18 protein-coding genes are annotated in these 16,918 nt (G+C 41.2%); 13 read left to right on the forward strand and 5 right to left on the reverse strand.

Annotated features, from left to right (window positions below):
* The 11 genes from SORDD24_RS11690 to SORDD24_RS05965 form a co-directional block, all read left to right on the forward strand.
* Positions 1-208 (forward strand): phosphoribosyltransferase family protein (locus SORDD24_RS11690; RefSeq protein ID WP_269139592.1); only part of this gene is annotated, 208 nt, incomplete at its 5' end.
* Between the two features lie 186 nt (positions 209-394).
* Entirely contained in the window at positions 395-1,339 is a 945-nt protein-coding gene (metA, locus tag SORDD24_RS05920) for a homoserine O-acetyltransferase MetA (protein WP_061408591.1), read from the forward strand.
* 8 nt (positions 1,340-1,347) lie between these two features.
* On the forward strand, positions 1,348-2,025 hold the full coding sequence (locus SORDD24_RS05925) for a DnaD domain-containing protein (RefSeq protein WP_061408594.1): 678 nt from the start codon (positions 1,348-1,350) through the stop codon (positions 2,023-2,025).
* A gap of 96 nt (positions 2,026-2,121) precedes the next feature.
* Positions 2,122-2,880 (forward strand): triose-phosphate isomerase, encoded by a 759-nt coding sequence (tpiA, locus tag SORDD24_RS05930; RefSeq protein WP_049490291.1) that lies wholly within the window; start codon positions 2,122-2,124, stop codon positions 2,878-2,880.
* A gap of 187 nt (positions 2,881-3,067) precedes the next feature.
* Positions 3,068-3,586, forward strand: coding sequence for a Dps family protein (locus tag SORDD24_RS05935; protein ID WP_061408597.1), 519 nt, complete (start codon positions 3,068-3,070; stop codon positions 3,584-3,586).
* 209 nt (positions 3,587-3,795) lie between these two features.
* On the forward strand, positions 3,796-4,134 hold the full coding sequence (locus SORDD24_RS05940) for a zinc ribbon domain-containing protein YjdM (RefSeq protein WP_001061580.1): 339 nt from the start codon (positions 3,796-3,798) through the stop codon (positions 4,132-4,134).
* Between the two features lie 2 nt (positions 4,135-4,136).
* On the forward strand, positions 4,137-4,760 hold the full coding sequence (locus SORDD24_RS05945; protein ID WP_061408600.1) for a Pr6Pr family membrane protein: 624 nt from the start codon (positions 4,137-4,139) through the stop codon (positions 4,758-4,760).
* A 115-nt stretch (positions 4,761-4,875) separates the two neighbouring features.
* A complete protein-coding gene (locus tag SORDD24_RS05950) occupies positions 4,876-6,027 on the forward strand; it encodes an MFS transporter (protein ID WP_061408603.1) in 1,152 nt (383 codons plus the stop codon).
* Between the two features lie 99 nt (positions 6,028-6,126).
* Positions 6,127-6,876, forward strand: a complete 750-nt coding sequence (gene truA, locus SORDD24_RS05955) for a tRNA pseudouridine(38-40) synthase TruA (RefSeq protein ID WP_061408606.1) — start codon at positions 6,127-6,129, stop codon at positions 6,874-6,876.
* A complete protein-coding gene (locus SORDD24_RS05960; RefSeq protein WP_061408610.1) occupies positions 6,866-7,639 on the forward strand; it encodes a bifunctional hydroxymethylpyrimidine kinase/phosphomethylpyrimidine kinase in 774 nt (257 codons plus the stop codon). Before truA ends, SORDD24_RS05960 begins: the two co-directional genes overlap by 11 nt.
* Positions 7,617-8,078 carry an ECF transporter S component gene (locus SORDD24_RS05965; protein WP_061408613.1) on the forward strand — a complete coding sequence of 154 codons (462 nt, stop codon included), beginning with the start codon at positions 7,617-7,619 and terminating at the stop codon, positions 8,076-8,078. The genes SORDD24_RS05960 and SORDD24_RS05965 overlap by 23 nt, the downstream gene beginning before the upstream one ends.
* Positions 8,079-8,168: 90 nt before the next feature.
* Here the strand turns inward: SORDD24_RS05965 and SORDD24_RS05970 are convergent, their stop codons facing one another.
* From SORDD24_RS05970 to SORDD24_RS05990, 5 genes are all read right to left on the reverse strand, one after another.
* Positions 8,169-9,032 (reverse strand): hypothetical protein, encoded by an 864-nt coding sequence (locus tag SORDD24_RS05970; RefSeq protein ID WP_061408616.1) that lies wholly within the window; start codon positions 9,030-9,032, stop codon positions 8,169-8,171.
* Positions 9,033-9,044: 12 nt separating this feature from the next.
* On the reverse strand, positions 9,045-10,127 hold the full coding sequence (locus SORDD24_RS05975) for a M24 family metallopeptidase (RefSeq protein ID WP_061408619.1): 1,083 nt from the start codon (positions 10,125-10,127) through the stop codon (positions 9,045-9,047).
* A 127-nt stretch (positions 10,128-10,254) separates the two neighbouring features.
* A complete protein-coding gene (gene gatD / locus SORDD24_RS05980; RefSeq protein WP_061408622.1) occupies positions 10,255-11,037 on the reverse strand; it encodes a lipid II isoglutaminyl synthase subunit GatD in 783 nt (260 codons plus the stop codon).
* Positions 11,037-12,380 (reverse strand): lipid II isoglutaminyl synthase subunit MurT, encoded by a 1,344-nt coding sequence (murT, locus tag SORDD24_RS05985; RefSeq protein ID WP_061408625.1) that lies wholly within the window; start codon positions 12,378-12,380, stop codon positions 11,037-11,039. Before murT ends, gatD begins: the two co-directional genes overlap by 1 nt.
* 98 nt (positions 12,381-12,478) lie before the next feature.
* Positions 12,479-13,795 (reverse strand): FAD-containing oxidoreductase, encoded by a 1,317-nt coding sequence (locus tag SORDD24_RS05990; protein WP_061408628.1) that lies wholly within the window; start codon positions 13,793-13,795, stop codon positions 12,479-12,481.
* 192 nt (positions 13,796-13,987) lie between these two features.
* Here SORDD24_RS05990 and SORDD24_RS05995 point away from each other — a divergent pair, with 192 nt between their 5' ends.
* Both SORDD24_RS05995 and SORDD24_RS06000 read left to right on the forward strand, forming a co-directional pair.
* Positions 13,988-15,214, forward strand: a complete 1,227-nt coding sequence (locus SORDD24_RS05995; protein WP_061408631.1) for an L-lactate MFS transporter — start codon at positions 13,988-13,990, stop codon at positions 15,212-15,214.
* 195 nt (positions 15,215-15,409) lie between these two features.
* Positions 15,410-16,918, forward strand: a 1,509-nt coding sequence (locus tag SORDD24_RS06000) for a degradosome RNA helicase CshA (RefSeq protein WP_061408634.1), incomplete at its 3' end; no start/stop codon positions are given.

The following is a 16,918-nucleotide window of genomic DNA, read 5'->3' on the forward strand; positions in this document are numbered from 1 at the left end:
CATGCACGCTGATGCCATCAAACCAGGTCAACGCGTTCTCATCGTAGATGACCTCTTGGCGACAGGTGGAACTGTTAAGGCAACCATTGAAATGATCGAAAGACTTGGTGGAGTTGTAGCCGGTTGTGCGTTCTTGATTGAGCTTGATGAGCTTAAAGGCCGTGAAAAAATCGGAGATTACGATTACAAGGTACTTATGCATTATTAATGAAAAACAGTCCTTGGGGCTGTTTTCTCTTCATCTGCTATATAAACAAACTATAGCTAGTTAGAGAAAAACTATAATTGAAAACTATATCTTCATACAGTATAATAAAAGGAAGAGAAGTTTGAAAGATTGTGCTTTCAAGCAGATAAAGCCATTCCCGAAATAGATGACTGTTAGGAGGGTATTATGCCGATTCGGATTGAAAAAAAATTACCTGCTGTTGAGATTTTAAGGACAGAAAATATCTTTGTCATGGATGATCAACGTGCTGCTCACCAAGATATTCGACCTTTGAAGATTTTGATTCTAAATCTGATGCCCCAAAAGATTGTGACAGAAACACAACTCTTGCGGCATTTGGCCAATACGCCCCTACAGTTAGATATCGATTTCTTGTATATGGAAACGCATCGTTCAAAGACGACTCGTGCCGAACATATGGAAACTTTCTATAAGACCTTCTCGGAAGTCAAGAATGACTTTTTTGATGGAATGATCATCACGGGAGCTCCAGTGGAGCACCTACCTTTTGAGGAGGTGGACTACTGGGAGGAGTTTAAACAGGTCATCGAATGGTCCAAGACGCATGTTTTTTCTACCTTGCATATCTGTTGGGGTGCTCAAGCAGGTCTTTATGCTCGCTATGGCGTTGAAAAATACCAGATGGAGCAGAAGCTGTCAGGTATTTACCCGCAAGATACATTGAAAGAGGGCCATCTACTCTTTCGTGGGTTTGATGATAGCTATGTAGCTCCCCATTCTCGTCATACAGAAGTCTACAAGGAAGAGATACTGGGAAAAACCAATCTGGAAATCCTCTCTGAGGGAGAACAAGTCGGTGTTTCTATTTTAGCTAGTCGGGATCTTCGTGAGATTTATAGTTTTGGTCATTTAGAATATGACCGTGATACTCTAGCAAAAGAGTATTTTCGTGATTGTGAGGCAGGACTTGATCCTCATATTCCGGAAAATTACTTCAAAAATGATGATGTGAATGAGACACCGTGTCTCTGTTGGTCTTCATCAGCTGCCCTCTTTTTCAGTAACTGGGTTAACTATGCTGTTTATCAGGAAACTCCATTTGACTGGAAAAAGGTAGAGGACGATGCAGCTTCATTTGGATATTTATAAGAGGAATTATGACATATTTTGACGCTTTTAAATCAGGGAACTTGGTTTTGCCAAGTGCCCTGCTCTTGCATTTTAAGGAACTCTTTCCTTCCAGCGAAGATTTTCTCGTCTGGCAATTTTTCTATTTACAAAATACCACAGCCCTAGGAGATGTTTCGCCTAGCCAGATTGCTGAAATCATTGGCAAAGAGGTGGCAGATGTCAACCAATCTATTTCGAATTTGACTGAAAATGGTTTGCTACAATATCGGACCATTGAACTAAATGGGGAAATTGAGCTCATTTTTGATGCTAGTTTGGCTTTTGAACGCTTGGATAGCTTGCTAGACAGCCAAACTCCAGCTACAACTGCCCCAAATCCGCAAAATAAATTGAAGGATCTAGTTGAGACTTTTCAGCAGGAATTGGGACGCTTATTAACACCATTTGAAATCGAAGATCTTTCTAAGACAGTCAAAGACGATGGGATCAAGGCGGATTTGATTAAGGAAGCTCTTCGAGAAGCCGTTCTAAATGGCAAACCAAACTGGAAATATATTCAAGCCATCCTTCGGAATTGGCGCCATGAAGGCATCCAGTCTGTGGCCCAAGTGGAGGCTAAACGAGCTGAGAGAGAAGCAAACAATTCTAAACAAGTTCAAGCTTCAGCTGATTTTCTTGATGCCATGAATTTGTGGCAAGATTAGTCGCTTGAAAAATCTTGAAAATTAGAGTAAGGTTTGCAAGCTCTTTATAAATATGATAAAATAATAGAAAATAAAATGAAAAAAGAGGTATGTGAAATGTCACGTAAACCATTTATCGCTGGTAACTGGAAAATGAACAAAAATCCAGAAGAAGCAAAAGCATTCGTTGAAGCCGTTGCCTCAAAACTTCCTTCATCAGACCTTGTTGAAGCTGGTATTGCAGTTCCTGCACTTGACTTGACAACTGTTCTTGCTGCTGCTAAAGGAACTAACCTTAAAGTTGCTGCTCAAAACTGCTACTTTGAAAATGCAGGTGCTTTCACTGGTGAAACTAGCCCACAAGTTTTGAAAGAAATCGGTACAGACTACGTTGTTATCGGTCACTCAGAACGTCGTGACTACTTCCATGAAACTGACGAAGATATCAACAAAAAAGCAAAAGCAATCTTTGCAAACGGTATGCTTCCAATCATCTGTTGTGGTGAGTCACTTGAAACTTACGAAGCTGGTAAAGCAGCTGAATTCGTAGGTGCTCAAGTATCTGCTGCTTTGGCTGGATTGACTGCTGAGCAAGTTGCTGCATCCGTTATCGCTTATGAGCCAATCTGGGCTATCGGTACTGGTAAATCAGCTTCACAAGACGACGCACAAAAAATGTGTAAAGTTGTTCGTGACGTTGTAGCTGCTGACTTCGGTCAAGAAGTTGCTGACAAAGTACGCGTTCAATACGGTGGTTCAGTTAAACCTGAAAACGTTGCTTCATACATGGCTTGTCCAGATGTGGACGGAGCTCTTGTTGGTGGAGCATCACTTGAAGCTGAAAGCTTCTTGGCATTGCTTGACTTTGTAAAATAATCTAGCTTATTCCAGACAGTCTGCTAAGACTGTCTTTTTTTAAAGACTGTATATTTTTCTTAAATTATCAGTCTATTGCAACTTTTCTCAGATAGTACACTTTCCTTGATATCATTTTCTGGTAGTAGTATACTTGTATTATAGCTACTGTGAAGTAGTTATAAAAAAATGAAAAGAGGTAAGAAATATGGTTGAATTTAAAAAAGAAGCAGTAAAAGACGTAACAACATTATCTAAAACAGCGCCAGTAGCATTGGCAAAAACAAAGGAAGTATTGAACCAAGCAGTAGCGGACTTGTATGTGGCTCACGTTGCCCTTCACCAAGTTCACTGGTATATGCGTGGTCGTGGTTTCCTCGTATGGCATCCAAAAATGGATGAATACATGGACAGTCTTGATGGCTATCTTGACGAAATCAGTGAACGTTTGATTACTCTTGGTGGAAAACCTTATTCAACTTTGACAGAATTCCTTCAACACAGTGAAATCGAAGAAGAAGAAGGAGAATTCCGTAACGTTGAAGAAAGCTTGGAACGTGTTCTAGCAATTTATCGCTACCTCATCACTCTTTTCCAAAAAGCTTTGGATGTAACTGACGAAGAAGGTGATGATGTTACAAACGATATCTTTGTTGGGGCTAAGGCTGAACTTGAGAAAACAGTTTGGATGCTTACAGCAGAACTTGGACAAGCTCCTGGTCTGTAAGATATAGTTGCTACCCCTTTTATCATGAGGTGCTTGATAAGTACCCATGACCAATCATCTTTTAAAAGTCATGTAACTCTAAAAAGTTGCATGATTTTTTGTTTGCTTGACTTAGGATACATTGTCAAATGTAGGATTTTACGGTATAATAGTTGCTGTTCGAGAAATTTTGATTTTCAAAGAATAGTGAAACGTTATAAGGAGAACCCATGAACAACTTACCAAATTGCCCAAAATGTCATTCAGAATATGTCTACGAAGACGGAAGCCTCTTAGTTTGCCCAGAGTGTGCCTATGAATGGAATCCTGCTGAAGTTGCAGAAGTAGAAGAGGGTGTTGTTGCTATCGATGCCAATGGAAATAAATTGGCTGACGGCGATACTGTAACCCTTATCAAAGACTTGAAAGTAAAAGGTGCACCTAAGGATTTGAAACAAGGAACTCGTGTCAAAAATATCCGTATCGTAGAAGGCGACCACAACATCGATTGTAAGATTGATGGTTTTGGAGCTATGAAACTCAAATCAGAATTTGTTAAGAAAATCTAGCCATGAAAATGAACCTGAAATTTATCTTTTATAGCCGTGTGCTCTTGTTCTTAGCGGCTTTCACAGGAGTTTACCTAGAGATTACCAAGCGTGGTGGTTTTGGCATGCTCCTCTACTATACAGTGCTATCCAATCTCTTGGTAACACTTTTTACAGCTTATCTGCTTTATGTGATGAGACGATCTGGTGAAAATTGGCAAAGTCGGCATCTACTCCGTCTCAAGGGCGGAGTTACCATGAGTATCATGATTACTTGTGTCATTTACCATTTTATGCTAGCGCCGATAGCGACTGATTTTTACCGTTTGGAAAATTTCCTCTGTCACTATATCGTTCCACTTTGGTTTCTAGCTGATACCTTATTATTTGATAAGCAAGGTCAATACAAGATCTGGGATCCAGTATTGTGGACCATCTTGCCCTTGGTTTACATGCTTTTTGCTCTTTTTAATGGCTTAGTATTGAAACTACCTGTACCAAATTCTAAGGTTAGTCCTTTCCCTTATTTCTTTTTAGATGTGGCCAAGGGTTGGGACGTGGTTATTAAATGGTGTTTGACTATCTTTGTGGCCTATATGGTTGCAGGATTTATCTTCTACCTGATCAAGCAAATCAAGCGAAAATAGTCTTCCTATAAGGGAAATTAGGACGGAGTCCCTATGTCAGTTGGGCTCCTTCTTTTCTTGCCATATCCTTTAAAAAAAGATATGATAGTGAGAGAAAAAAACAGAAAGAGAATCCATGAAACAATATTTAGAACGGGCTAGCATTCTAGCTCTCTCCCTCGTTTTGATTACTTCCTTTTCCATCTCGAGTGCTCTACCAGCTATGTTCGACTACTATCAGGGCTATCCCAAAGAACAAATCGAGCTTCTCGTTAGCCTCCCTTCTTTTGGGATTATGATTATGCTAGTCTTAAATGGGGTTTTGGAACGTTTGTTGCCTGAACGTCTTCAGATTAGTCTGGGCCTTGTTATCCTCTCTATCGGTGGAACAGCTCCCTTCTGGTATCAGGATTATAACTTTGTCTTTGCTATGCGGATTTTATTTGGTTTGGGTGTGGGGATGATCAATGCCAAGGCCATTTCCATTATCAGTGAACGCTATCACGGAAAGACACGGATCCAGATGCTAGGTCTAAGGGGATCAGCAGAGGTGGTTGGTGCTTCGATTTTAACTCTAATGGTAGGTCAACTCCTTTCCTTTGGATGGACAGCGACCTTTTTAGCTTATAGTGCTGGATTTTTAGTGTTGATCCTTTATCTGCTATTTGTCCCTTATGGCAAAGAAAAGAAAGAGATTAAGAAAAAAGAGGTTGAAAGCGCTCGTTTGACAGGACAGATGAAAGGCTTAATTTTTCTATTGGCTGTCGAAGCAGCAGTTGTTGTCTGCACCAATACAGCTATCACCATTCGTATTCCTAGTCTGATGGTAGAAAGAGGTATAGGGGATGCCCAGTTATCGAGTTTGATTTTAAGTATCATGCAGTTGATTGGTATCTTGGCAGGTGTGAGTTTTTCTTTCTTTATCTCTCTGTTTAAAGAAAGGTTGCTCCTTTGGTCAGGTATCACCTTTGGATTGGGGCAGATTGTGATTGCCTTGTCTCCGTCATTGGGTGTGATGGTAGTTGGAAGTGTTGTGGCAGGTTTTTCTTACAGTGTGGCCTTGACCACTGTCTTTCAGCTTCTTTCTGAAAGAATCTCAGCCAAGCTCCTTAATCAGGCAACATCTTTTGCAGTACTAGGATGCAGCTTTGGAGCCTTTACGACACCTTTCATTCTTGGGGCGATCGGCTTGGTGACTCAAGATGGTATGTTGGTCTTCACCATTCTAGGATGCTGGTTGATTGTCACTTCTATCTTTGTTATGTACGCACTTCAAAAGAGAGCTTAGGATTAATTTCCTAAGTTTTTCTTTTCGGAAATTTTGTACCCAGACAATTATTGGTTTTTAAACTTGTTTACACTTTTATTTCCTGATAAAATAGAAGTTATGACAAGATATAAAGCAATCATTTCCTATGACGGTTATGCCTTTGCTGGTTTTCAGCGCCAGCCTCATGCGCGGAGCGTTCAAGAGGAAATCGAAAAAACTTTAACGAGACTGAATAAGGGGCAAGCCATCACTGTACACGGTGCTGGTAGGACTGATAGTGGTGTCCATGCTCTGGGTCAGGTCATTCATTTTGATCTCCCTTATCAGATGGATGAGGAAAAACTCCGTTTTGCTCTAGATACCCAGTCTCCTGAAGATATCGATGTGATTTTGATTGAGATTGTGGCCGATGATTTTCATTGTCGTTATGCAAAACATAGTAAGACCTATGAGTTTATCGTGGATAGAGGGCGCCCCAAAAATCCGATGCGCCGTCACTATGCTACTCACTTTCCCTATCCCCTCGATGTGGAACGGATGCAGATGGCAATCAAAAAGCTAGAGGGAATCCACGATTTCACCGGTTTTACAGCATCTGGAACCAGTGTAGAGGACAAGGTTCGGACCATTACAGAAGCGAGTTTAACAGTCGATGAGACAGGCCAATTTTTGACCTTTACCTTTTCAGGAAATGGTTTCTTGTATAAGCAGATTCGCAATATGGTGGGGACACTGCTCAAAATCGGAAATAATCGAATGCCAGTTGAGCAGATTGACTTGATCTTGGAAAAAAAAGACAGACAGCTTGCAGGTCCAACAGCAGCACCGAATGGTTTGTATTTGAAGGAGATTCGTTATGAAGAATAATCGTATTTTAGCCCTTTCTGGGAATGATATTTTTAGTGGTGGAGGTCTGTCAGCTGATTTGGCTACCTATACCTTGAATGGCTTGCATGGTTTCGTAGCAGTGACTTGTTTGACAGCCTTGACAGAAAAGGGGTTTGAAGTCTTTCCTACGGATGATACTATTTTCCAACATGAGTTGGATAGTTTGCGTGATGTGGAGTTTGCAGGGATTAAGATTGGACTTCTCCCTACTGTCAGTGTGGCTGAGAAGGCACTGGACTTTATCAAGCAACGTCCGGGGGTGCCTGTGGTATTGGACCCCGTTTTGGTCTGCAAGGAAACGCATGATGTAGCTGTAAGTGAACTCTGTCAAGAGTTGATTCGCTTTTTCCCTCATGTGAGTGTGATTACTCCTAATCTCCCAGAAGCAGAATTGCTAGCAGATCAGGAGGTCAAAACCTTGGAAGATATGAAAGCTGCAGCGCAGAAATTGCATGATTTAGGAGCGCCAGCAGTCATTATCAAGGGAGGCAATCGCCTTAGTCAGGACAAGGCTGTGGATGTCTTTTATGATGGACAAACTTTCACTGTCCTAGAAAATCCCGTTATCCAAGGGCAAAATGCTGGTGCAGGTTGTACCTTTGCCTCAAGCATTGCCAGTCACTTGGTTAAAGGTGATGAACTTTTAACAGCAGTGGAGAGCTCTAAAGCTTTCGTTTACCGTGCCATTGCACAAGCAGATCAATATGGAGTAAGACAATATGAAGCAAACAAAAACAACTAAAATCGCCCTTGTATCCCTTCTAACCGCCCTTTCTGTGGTTCTAGGTTATTACTTAAAAATTGGAACGCCAACAGGAATATTGACTCTCTTGGATGCAGGTATTTTCTTTACTGCCTTTTACTTTGGCAGTAAAGAAGGAGCTGTCGTTGGAGGATTAGCAGGATTCCTAATTGACCTTTTATCAGGCTATCCACAGTGGATGTTCTTTAGTTTAGTGAACCATGGCTTGCAAGGATTTTTTGCAGGTTTTAAAGGCAAGTGGCAATGGCTAGGTCTTGTCTTGGCTACTATCGTCATGGTAAGTGGCTACGCCCTAGGTTCTACCCTGATGAATGGCTGGTCAGCAGCCTTGCCAGAAATCCTTCCAAACTTCCTGCAAAATACCTTGGGAATGGTTGTGGGGTTTGTAGTCTTTCAGAGCGTTAAGAAGATTAAGTAGAGAGGTTGAGTCAAAAGTCTTTAAAATCAAAAAACGCATAGTATCAGCTGTTGAATAAACTTGATACTATGCGTTTTATTATTTTGACTCTCAGTCTTCCTGTAGATAATAGGAAATTACAACAGAAGAATTACTATCAAAATAGGAATCTTTATCAAAATATTTGCAATTTTCTATTGTAATACTATGTATTTTGTAATTCTTAATAAAATGAGGTAATTTTTCATATTTTTCTTCAAGTAATGTTACATTATGAAATCCAATATTCTCAAAAAGCTCTTTTACTTCGAAAGGTTCTTTTGCAAGTAAAATCTCATAATCATCAGGTGGAAGAATATACTGATTCTTTAAAATATCATTAAGCCGCTCCGAAATTCGTAAACTAACATTTTTAGGCATACTTGAGTCAGTGTTTTCACTTGAGATTCTAACTTTTCCTGTTAAAATTCCATAATCATTATAATCTAAAGTAAAACACCAAGTTGAAATTCGACTATTTGAATATACCTCCAAATTAATTAAAGCTTGGCTAATTTCTACTTTTTTTATTCGAATAATTTTATCGGTTTCTTCGTGAATTATTCTATTGAACTCTTCTTGATTTAAGAATTCTGGAAATTGAATGGATAAAGATTGTCTAAGCTCCTCATCTTGTTTCTTTTCAAGACGCTCTTGACTATTCCATGAGTGTACTTCAAGAATAATATTTACAACTTTACCTGGAATACTTATAACATTAGAAATTCCTGTCATAGTATTATTGACTATATTCACAGCTCCATCTACAGTATTGCCAGTTATTTTTGAAGTTTCATCGACAACTATTTTTACGGCTTTTGAAGTCTCATTAGCAATATCATTAACAACCTTCGAGGATTCATTAACGATACCATTTACAACCTTAGAAGTTTCGTTAGTAACGTTGTCAACTAATTTAAAGAAATCATTTAACATAAAATAATACCATTAATCAAAATAAAGCAAATCTTTGCTGGTGCTGGTAAAGAGGTCAAATCCATCCTTAGTGACAACACCGCAGTCTTCGATACGAACACCGACTTTGCCCGGGATATAGATACCTGGTTCAACAGAGAAGCACATGCCTTCTTCGATGGTCATGTCGTTTCCTTCCATGATAGATGGGAACTCGTGGACATCCATACCGATACCGTGACCGAGACGGTGGTTGAAGTACTCACCGTAGCCCGCTTTTTCGATGACTTCACGGGCGGCGCGGTCCACTTCGTGAGCAGTTACACCAGGTTTGATAAAGTCAAGGGCAGCTTGTTGGGCTTCTAGAGTCAAGTTGTAAATGTCCTTCTTGAACTGGTCTGGTTTGCCAACAGCGATCGTACGAGTCATATCTGAGGCGTAGCCATTGACCATGACACCGAGGTCAAAGAGGAGAAGGGCGTCTTTTTCGACCTTGTTTGCACCAGGAATTCCGTGCGGATTTGCAGCATTATCACCAGTCAAGACCATGGTATCAAAGCTCATTTCATAGCCTTCACGCTTCATGGCAAAGTCGATTTGCGCAATGATATCTGTCTCAGTCTTATCAAGAGAAATATTGTCAAAACCAACTTTAACAGCCTTATCAGCATAGAGCCCTGCAACCATCATTTTTTGAACTTCATCAGCTGATTTGATGAGGCGCATGCGTTGGATACGAGGAGTGAGGTTTTCAAACTCAGCAGTTTCAAAGACTGCTTTCAAACCATGGTATTTGGTTAAGATGAGATTGTCAAACTCAACTGCTACACGTTTGAAGTCGTGCTGAGGCAAAGCGTTTTTGATTTTTTGCCAAGGATTTTCAGAATCCACATAGCCCACAACTGGGAAGGAAACAGTGCTGGTTGCACGCTCTACTTCTAGGGCTGGAACGAAGAGAAGCGGTTCCTGATCTGCTAGAACAAAGAGGAACATTTGGCGTTCATGGGGATCACTGTAAAAGCCAGTGAGGTAATTAATAGTGACGGGGTCAGATACGACAGCGACGTCTAGTTTTTCTGATTCAAGATATGTTACGATTTGTTGTAATTTAGACATATGCTACCTTCTTTCTACCCCTCTATTTTGGCAAAAAAAGAGAGAAAATGCAAGGGAGAAGGGTAAAAGAACAGACAAAAAGAACTCTGACAAGATAACAGAGTTCTTTGATATAATTTCCTTTTGTTTAAGAAAAGTCAGCCTTGCTTTTGACGTCGCTGTATTCTTCAGCGATTTCTTGACTGAGGATGTCCTCATAGGCAGGGAGTTGGATATCCTGACCGTATTTCTTCTTGAGAGCAGTAGTGACGAGGCGATAAGCTAGATTGGCATTACGAGAGAGGATAGGTCCGTGGAAGTAGGAACCAAAGACATTCTTATAATGAACCCCTTCGCCGATCTTTTCTTCGTTGTTTCCATTTCCATAGACAACCAGTCCCAGTGGTTTTTGGTCATCAGAGAGGAAGGTGCGACCCTGGTGATTTTCAAATCCATAGTAGGTTTCATTGAAATCTTCATTGTGAATCTTGATGTCACCGATAAAGCGGTTATTGGTCTGGTTGAGGGTATAGTGGCCCATGACCCCTAGCCCTTCGATACGTTTGCCTGAAGCTTCAACATAATATTGACCCAATAGTTGGAAACCACCGCAGATGGCTAGAACAACACCATCGTTTTGGATGTAGTTGTCAATGCTCTCTTTTTTAGCAGGAAGATCGCCAGCGATAATACTTTGTTCAAAGTCTTGACCCCCACCGAAAAAGGCGATGTCGTAGTGGTTTTCATCAAAGTCATCATGGAGAGAAACGATGTCAACCGTTACATGAGCTCCGAGTTTCTCAGCTACATACTTGAGCATGAGGATGTTTCCATTGTCACCATAGGTATTCATGAGGTTTCCATAGAGGTGGGCGATGTTGAGCTGATAAGGGTAGTTGCCATCTTTTGAGGAAAGTGAAGTATAAACCATTAGTTCATCTCCTTTCTAACAATCTGACGACTACTCAGCAGTTCGCGGAATTCCAGCATAGCAGTATAGGTAGCTAGGATATAGGCATGCTTGCAGTCTTGCTTCTCAATGGTTTTGAGAACTTGCTCCAGATTGCTTGTCTCAGTGATTTTATCAGCTGGGTAGCCTGTCACTCGTAGACGACGTGCGATTTCAGAATGACGAACACCGCCAGCATTGATTTCAGGGATATCCATGTCAGTGATTTGTTCAAAGTCTGCATCCCAGATCCAGCTGGTATCTATTCCATCAGCATAGTTGGCGTTGAGAAGGACAGATAGACTAAATGGATAAGGAGCTAGTTTAATCATTTCGATAGCTTGAGTTGCACCGACTGGATTCTTAATCAAGACAAGGGTACATTCTTTATCACCGATATGGAAGGTTTCCTGACGACCAAAGACTGCACGACTCTTGTCAAATCCTTGTTTGATCCGTTGCGAATCAGCGCCGAGGAATCGAGCAATGGCAACCGCAGCAAGGGCATTGTAGATGTTGTAAAGTCCACCGATTTGGATGCCGTATTCTTGTCCGTCAATGACAAAGCGGGAGCGATTGTTGGTCAATTCAACCAAGTCTGTCAGACGGTAGTTCAAGTCAGGTCGTTTGCAACCACAATTTTCACAGATATAGGCACCCAAGTTGGCATAGGTATTGTGCTCATATTTGAGGATGCCTTGACAGTCAGGGCAGAGGATTCCTTCGGTATTGTAGTGAGCTAGTTGGGCTGGCCCTTTCTCCAAGTCAAAACCAAAATACTGTACTGGGTTTGGAATAGCTGGTTTGTAGAAAAGTGGACTGTCACCATTGAGGAGAACAGTAGCCGTAGGCACCTTACGAATGGCATCCAAAATCATGTTATAAGTTGTGTAAATCTCACCATAGCGGTCCATCTGGTCACGGAAAATATTAGTAATGACAAAAAGGCTAGGATGGATGTAGTCACAGATACGAGATAGACTAGCCTCGTCAATTTCTAGAACGGCAATGTTTTTCCCAGTTTTAGAGGATTTGGCAGTCAAGAAGGTTGTCGTAATCCCTGTGATCATGTTGGCACCACTAGGATTGGTTAGAACCTGACCATAGACTTCTTTTAAAATGCCGACAGTGAGGGCAGTTGTCAGGGTTTTCCCATTGGTTCCAGTGACCACGACAATCTCGTAGTTCTTAGCTAGATTTTGTAAAATATCTTTATCAAATTGAAGGGCAAGTTTTCCAGGGAGCGTACTTCCACGACCAAGACGGTTCAAGATGAAGTGAGAAGAACGCCCAACTAGGAGGCCCAAAGTAGTTTTTAATTTCATGTTTCTATTATATCATAAAAGAGGGAAAAGACAGATTTGAGATTTCGCAGAAACAAAAACAGCCCGACGAGGGCTGTTAGCTACGATGTAGTCTCAACTTAAATCGCAAACAAGTCATTCAAGTTCTCAGCCAAGGTTGGGTGAGTGAAGATTTGTTTTGTGAAGTAAGTGTAAGGGATCTTGTTGTCCATCGCAACAGTGATGATGTTGATGATTTCTTGTGAACCTTCTGAGAAGATAGTTGCACCGAGAATTTCTTTGGTTTCAGTGTTGACAACAGCTTTGAAGGCTCCACGAAGATCTCCATTGACGTGACCGCGAGGCATGGCTGCAACAGGGATTTCCTTCACTGCGTATGGAAGTTTCAAATCAGCTGCTTGGCTTTCGGTCAAACCAACTTGAGAAAGAGCTGGTGTGATGAACATGGTATTTGGCACATTGAGACGGTCTTCAAGTGTGTAGCTGCCATCTCCAGCAAGATAGCTGTAAACAACGCGGAAGTCATCAAGTGAAATGTAGGTAAATTGAGGTCCACCGTTGACGTCTCCAACTGCAAAGACACCAGGAACGTTTGTTTGACAATGTTTGTCTACTTTGATAGCACCACGCTCAGTTAATTCAATATCGGTATTCTCAAGTTGAAGTGGTTCTACGTTTGGTTTACGTCCAGTTGCGTAGAGAAGAGCATCGAAACGGTAAGTTTCGTTTTCAGTTACGACAAGAACTTGGTCACCGTCGTTTTTGATTTCAGTAGTACGGATGTTTTGAAGCAATTCAATGCCGTCTTCTTCCATGTATTGTTTAGCAAGAGCTGCAATGGAAGGTTCTGCTCGAGGTAGGAAAGTATCCAAGGCATCTAGGACTGTGACCTTGCTACCAAGTTTGTTGTAGAGTCCTGCAAATTCAAGACCGATATTTCCGCCACCAAGGACACCAAGTTTTTCAGGCAATTTGTCCAAGTTTTGAATACCAGTCGAGTCAAAGACATTCTTACTTGTAGCAAGTCCAGGGATTGGCAAGACGTTTGAAACAGCACCAGTGTTGATAACGATAGTTTCAGCAGTCAGCTCTTGTTTTTCATCACCAGCCTGAATTTCGATAATTTTGTTTGAAAGGAAGTGAGCTTCCGCATCAAAGATATCTACGCCTGTTCCCGCAACAGTAGCATAGTTTTTGCCGTTGAGGCGACTAGTGATAGTATTTTTGGTAGCAATGACTTCTTCAAAAGACAAGTCTTTCTCAGCAGCAACTAGTAAGGTTTTAGTTGGGATACATCCGATGTTGATACAAGTTCCACCGTACATAGCTTTGCTACGTTCAATGAGGGCAACTTTTTTGCCAGTTGAAGCCAATTTACCAGCTAGTGTTTTCCCAGCTTTACCAAATCCAATAACGATTAAATCATATGTTAACATTTATAGCCCTCCTATTCGATTTTCATTCTAGCATAAGAAAACACTTTTTGCACAAATCTGCTACGGGAAAGACAGAAAAAGATAAAAACGCTTTCCAGACAAAAAACTAGTAATTTTTTGACAAGCTTGATAAACTAAAATCCTATCTATTTTTATATAAAATAGAATAAATGTTCGAAAATAGGAGGTTTTATGAAATCGAATCGTTATATTATTGCCTTTGCTGGGGTCATTTTACACTTAATGCTGGGTTCGACTTATGCTTGGAGTGTTTATCGCAACCCTATTATTGAAAAAACGGGATGGGATCAGGCGTCTGTTGCCTTTGCCTTTAGTCTAGCAATCTTTTGTTTGGGATTATCGGCTGCATTTATGGGGCGTTTGGTAGAAAAATTTGGTCCGAGAGTCATGGGGAGTCTATCTGCTTTTCTATACGCAGGTGGAAATATCTTAACAGGATTTGCAATAGACCGTCAGGAGCTGTGGTTGTTGTATCTAGCTTATGGTATTTTAGGTGGGCTTGGTTTGGGAGCAGGCTATATTACCCCTGTGTCAACGATTATAAAATGGTTTCCTGATAAACGTGGTCTCGCAACAGGTTTAGCGATTATGGGGTTTGGTTTTGCTTCTTTATTGACTAGTCCCATAGCGCAACATCTCATCGCAGGGGTAGGGCTTGTAGAAACTTTTTATATTTTAGGTGCAAGTTACTTTATTATCATGCTCCTAGCTTCACAATTCATTAAGCGTCCAAATGAGCAAGAGCTTGCAATTTTATCTGTTTCAGGGAAAGAAAAAACAGCCTCTTTGACGCAAGGAATGGCTGCGAATCAGGCCCTGAAAAGCAATCGGTTTTATATACTTTGGATTATTTTCTTTATCAACATAGCTTGTGGTTTAGGCTTAATTTCAGCGGCATCGCCAATGGCACAGGAGATGGCTGGCTTGTCTACAAGTCATGCAGCAGTAATGGTGGGCGTTTTAGGGATTTTCAATGGGTTTGGTCGTTTGCTCTGGGCGAGTTTATCTGACTATATCGGTCGCCCTCTAACCTTTAGTATATTACTGCTTGTCAATCTTTTCTTTTCTCTCTCACTTTGGCTCTTTACAGATTCCATTTTATTTGTAGTCGCTATGTCTATTTTGATGACTTGCTATGGAGCTGGCTTTTCATTGATTCCGGCTTATCTCAGTGATATTTTTGGAACCAAGGAATTGGCCGCTCTGCATGGATATATTTTAACAGCTTGGGCAATGGCTGGTTTAGCAGGGCCTATTTTATTAGCAGAAACTTATAAAATAGCTCATTCTTACACACAAACCTTGTTCGTTTTTCTCATTTTATATAGTATAGCCTTGGCTTTGTCTTATTATCTAGGTCGTTCAATCAAAAAGGAAATCCAAAAACCGCTTACATAATTTTCCTTAAGGATTCTACTATCTTTTGCCCCGCTCTTGTGTTATACTAGATAGGTTGCAAAGAAACTCATACTTTTCTTTCGTGGAAAAGAAGCAACACAGTATCTCATTTTTGTTGAAGATACATCATGAAAAGAAAAGTATATACTAAGCGCTATAGGATGGCTTCGCACCATCTTTAGAAAGAAGAAAAACGTGAAATTTAATGAATTTAACTTGTCTGCTGAATTGCTAGCAGAGATTGAAAAAGCTGGATTTGTAGAAGCAAGTCCTATCCAAGAGCAAACTATTCCTTTAGCTCTCGAAGGGAAAGACGTTATCGGTCAAGCTCAGACTGGTACAGGGAAAACTGCAGCCTTTGGCTTGCCAACCCTTGAAAAAATTCGTACAGAAGAAGCGACTATCCAAGCCTTGGTCATCGCTCCAACTCGTGAACTCGCTGTTCAAAGTCAAGAAGAACTTTTCCGCTTTGGCCGTAGCAAGGGAGTGAAAGTTCGCTCAGTTTACGGTGGTTCAAGCATCGAGAAACAAATCAAGGCCCTTAAATCTGGTGCCCATATCGTGGTAGGAACACCAGGCCGTCTTTTGGACTTGATTAAACGCAAGGCTTTGAAATTGCACGATATCGAAACCCTCATCCTTGACGAAGCGGATGAAATGCTCAATATGGGCTTCCTTGAAGACATCGAAGCCATCATTTCCCGTGTCCCTGAAAATCGTCAAACCTTGCTCTTTTCAGCAACCATGCCAGATGCTATCAAACGTATCGGTGTTCAGTTTATGAAGGACCCTGAACATGTCAAGATTGCTGCCAAGGAATTGACAACAGAGCTGGTGGATCAGTACTATATCCGTGTCAAGGAACAAGAGAAATTTGATACCATGACACGTCTCATGGATGTGGAACAACCAGAACTTGCTATCGTATTTGGTCGTACCAAACGCCGTGTAGATGAATTGACTCGTGGTCTCAAAATCCGTGGTTTCCGTGCAGAAGGGATTCATGGTGACTTAGACCAAAACAAACGTCTTCGTGTCCTTCGTGATTTTAAAAATGGCAATCTTGATGTTCTAGTTGCGACAGACGTAGCAGCACGTGGTTTGGATATCTCAGGTGTGACCCATGTCTACAACTACGATATTCCACAAGATCCTGAAAGTTACGTTCACCGTATTGGTCGTACAGGTCGTGCTGGTAAGTCAGGTCAATCTATTACCTTTGTTTCTCCAAATGAAATGGGCTACCTTCAAATTATTGAAAACTTGACTAAAAAACGCATGAAAGGCTTGAAACCAGCGACAGCAGAAGAAGCCTTCCAAGCTAAGAAACAAGTAGCGCTCAAGAAAATCGAACGAGACTTCGCAGACGAAGCCATTCGTGGGAACTTTGAGAAATTTGCTAGAGATGCTCGTAAGTTAGCAGCAGAATTTAGTCCAGAAGAATTGGCTATGTATATCTTGAGTCTGACAGTCCAAGATCCAGACAGCCTTCCTGAAGTGGAGATTGCGCGTGAAAAACCACTGCCATTTAAACCATCAGGTAATGGCTTTGGTGGCAAAGGCAAGGGAGGTCGAGGAGGCCGTCGTGGAGATGACCGCCGAGACCGTGATCGCCGTGGCAATGGTCGCCGTGATGATTTCAAGAAAGGCAATCGTGGAAACGACCGTTTTGATAAAGACAGACGGTACCGTAATAAAGACAAT

Source organism: Streptococcus oralis, assembly GCF_001579175.1.
Classification (GTDB): domain Bacteria; phylum Bacillota; class Bacilli; order Lactobacillales; family Streptococcaceae; genus Streptococcus; species Streptococcus oralis_O.

Bases quoted from the DNA above. Each gene is read 5' to 3' on its own strand.
- metA (WP_061408591.1), top strand. From the start codon at position 395: ATGCCGATTCGGATTGAAAAAAAATTACCTGCTGTTGAGATTTTAAGG.
- SORDD24_RS05925 (WP_061408594.1), top strand. From the start codon at position 1,348: ATGACATATTTTGACGCTTTTAAATCAGGGAACTTGGTTTTGCCAAGT.
- tpiA (WP_049490291.1), top strand. From the start codon at position 2,122: ATGTCACGTAAACCATTTATCGCTGGTAACTGGAAAATGAACAAAAAT.
- SORDD24_RS05935 (WP_061408597.1), top strand. From the start codon at position 3,068: ATGGTTGAATTTAAAAAAGAAGCAGTAAAAGACGTAACAACATTATCT.
- SORDD24_RS05940 (WP_001061580.1), top strand. From the start codon at position 3,796: ATGAACAACTTACCAAATTGCCCAAAATGTCATTCAGAATATGTCTAC.
- SORDD24_RS05945 (WP_061408600.1), top strand. From the start codon at position 4,137: ATGAAAATGAACCTGAAATTTATCTTTTATAGCCGTGTGCTCTTGTTC.
- SORDD24_RS05950 (WP_061408603.1), top strand. From the start codon at position 4,876: ATGAAACAATATTTAGAACGGGCTAGCATTCTAGCTCTCTCCCTCGTT.
- truA (WP_061408606.1), top strand. From the start codon at position 6,127: ATGACAAGATATAAAGCAATCATTTCCTATGACGGTTATGCCTTTGCT.
- SORDD24_RS05960 (WP_061408610.1), top strand. From the start codon at position 6,866: ATGAAGAATAATCGTATTTTAGCCCTTTCTGGGAATGATATTTTTAGT.
- SORDD24_RS05965 (WP_061408613.1), top strand. From the start codon at position 7,617: ATGAAGCAAACAAAAACAACTAAAATCGCCCTTGTATCCCTTCTAACC.
- SORDD24_RS05970 (WP_061408616.1), bottom strand. From the start codon at position 9,032: ATGTTAAATGATTTCTTTAAATTAGTTGACAACGTTACTAACGAAACT.
- SORDD24_RS05975 (WP_061408619.1), bottom strand. From the start codon at position 10,127: ATGTCTAAATTACAACAAATCGTAACATATCTTGAATCAGAAAAACTA.
- gatD (WP_061408622.1), bottom strand. From the start codon at position 11,037: ATGGTTTATACTTCACTTTCCTCAAAAGATGGCAACTACCCTTATCAG.
- murT (WP_061408625.1), bottom strand. From the start codon at position 12,380: ATGAAATTAAAAACTACTTTGGGCCTCCTAGTTGGGCGTTCTTCTCAC.
- SORDD24_RS05990 (WP_061408628.1), bottom strand. From the start codon at position 13,795: ATGTTAACATATGATTTAATCGTTATTGGATTTGGTAAAGCTGGGAAA.
- SORDD24_RS05995 (WP_061408631.1), top strand. From the start codon at position 13,988: ATGAAATCGAATCGTTATATTATTGCCTTTGCTGGGGTCATTTTACAC.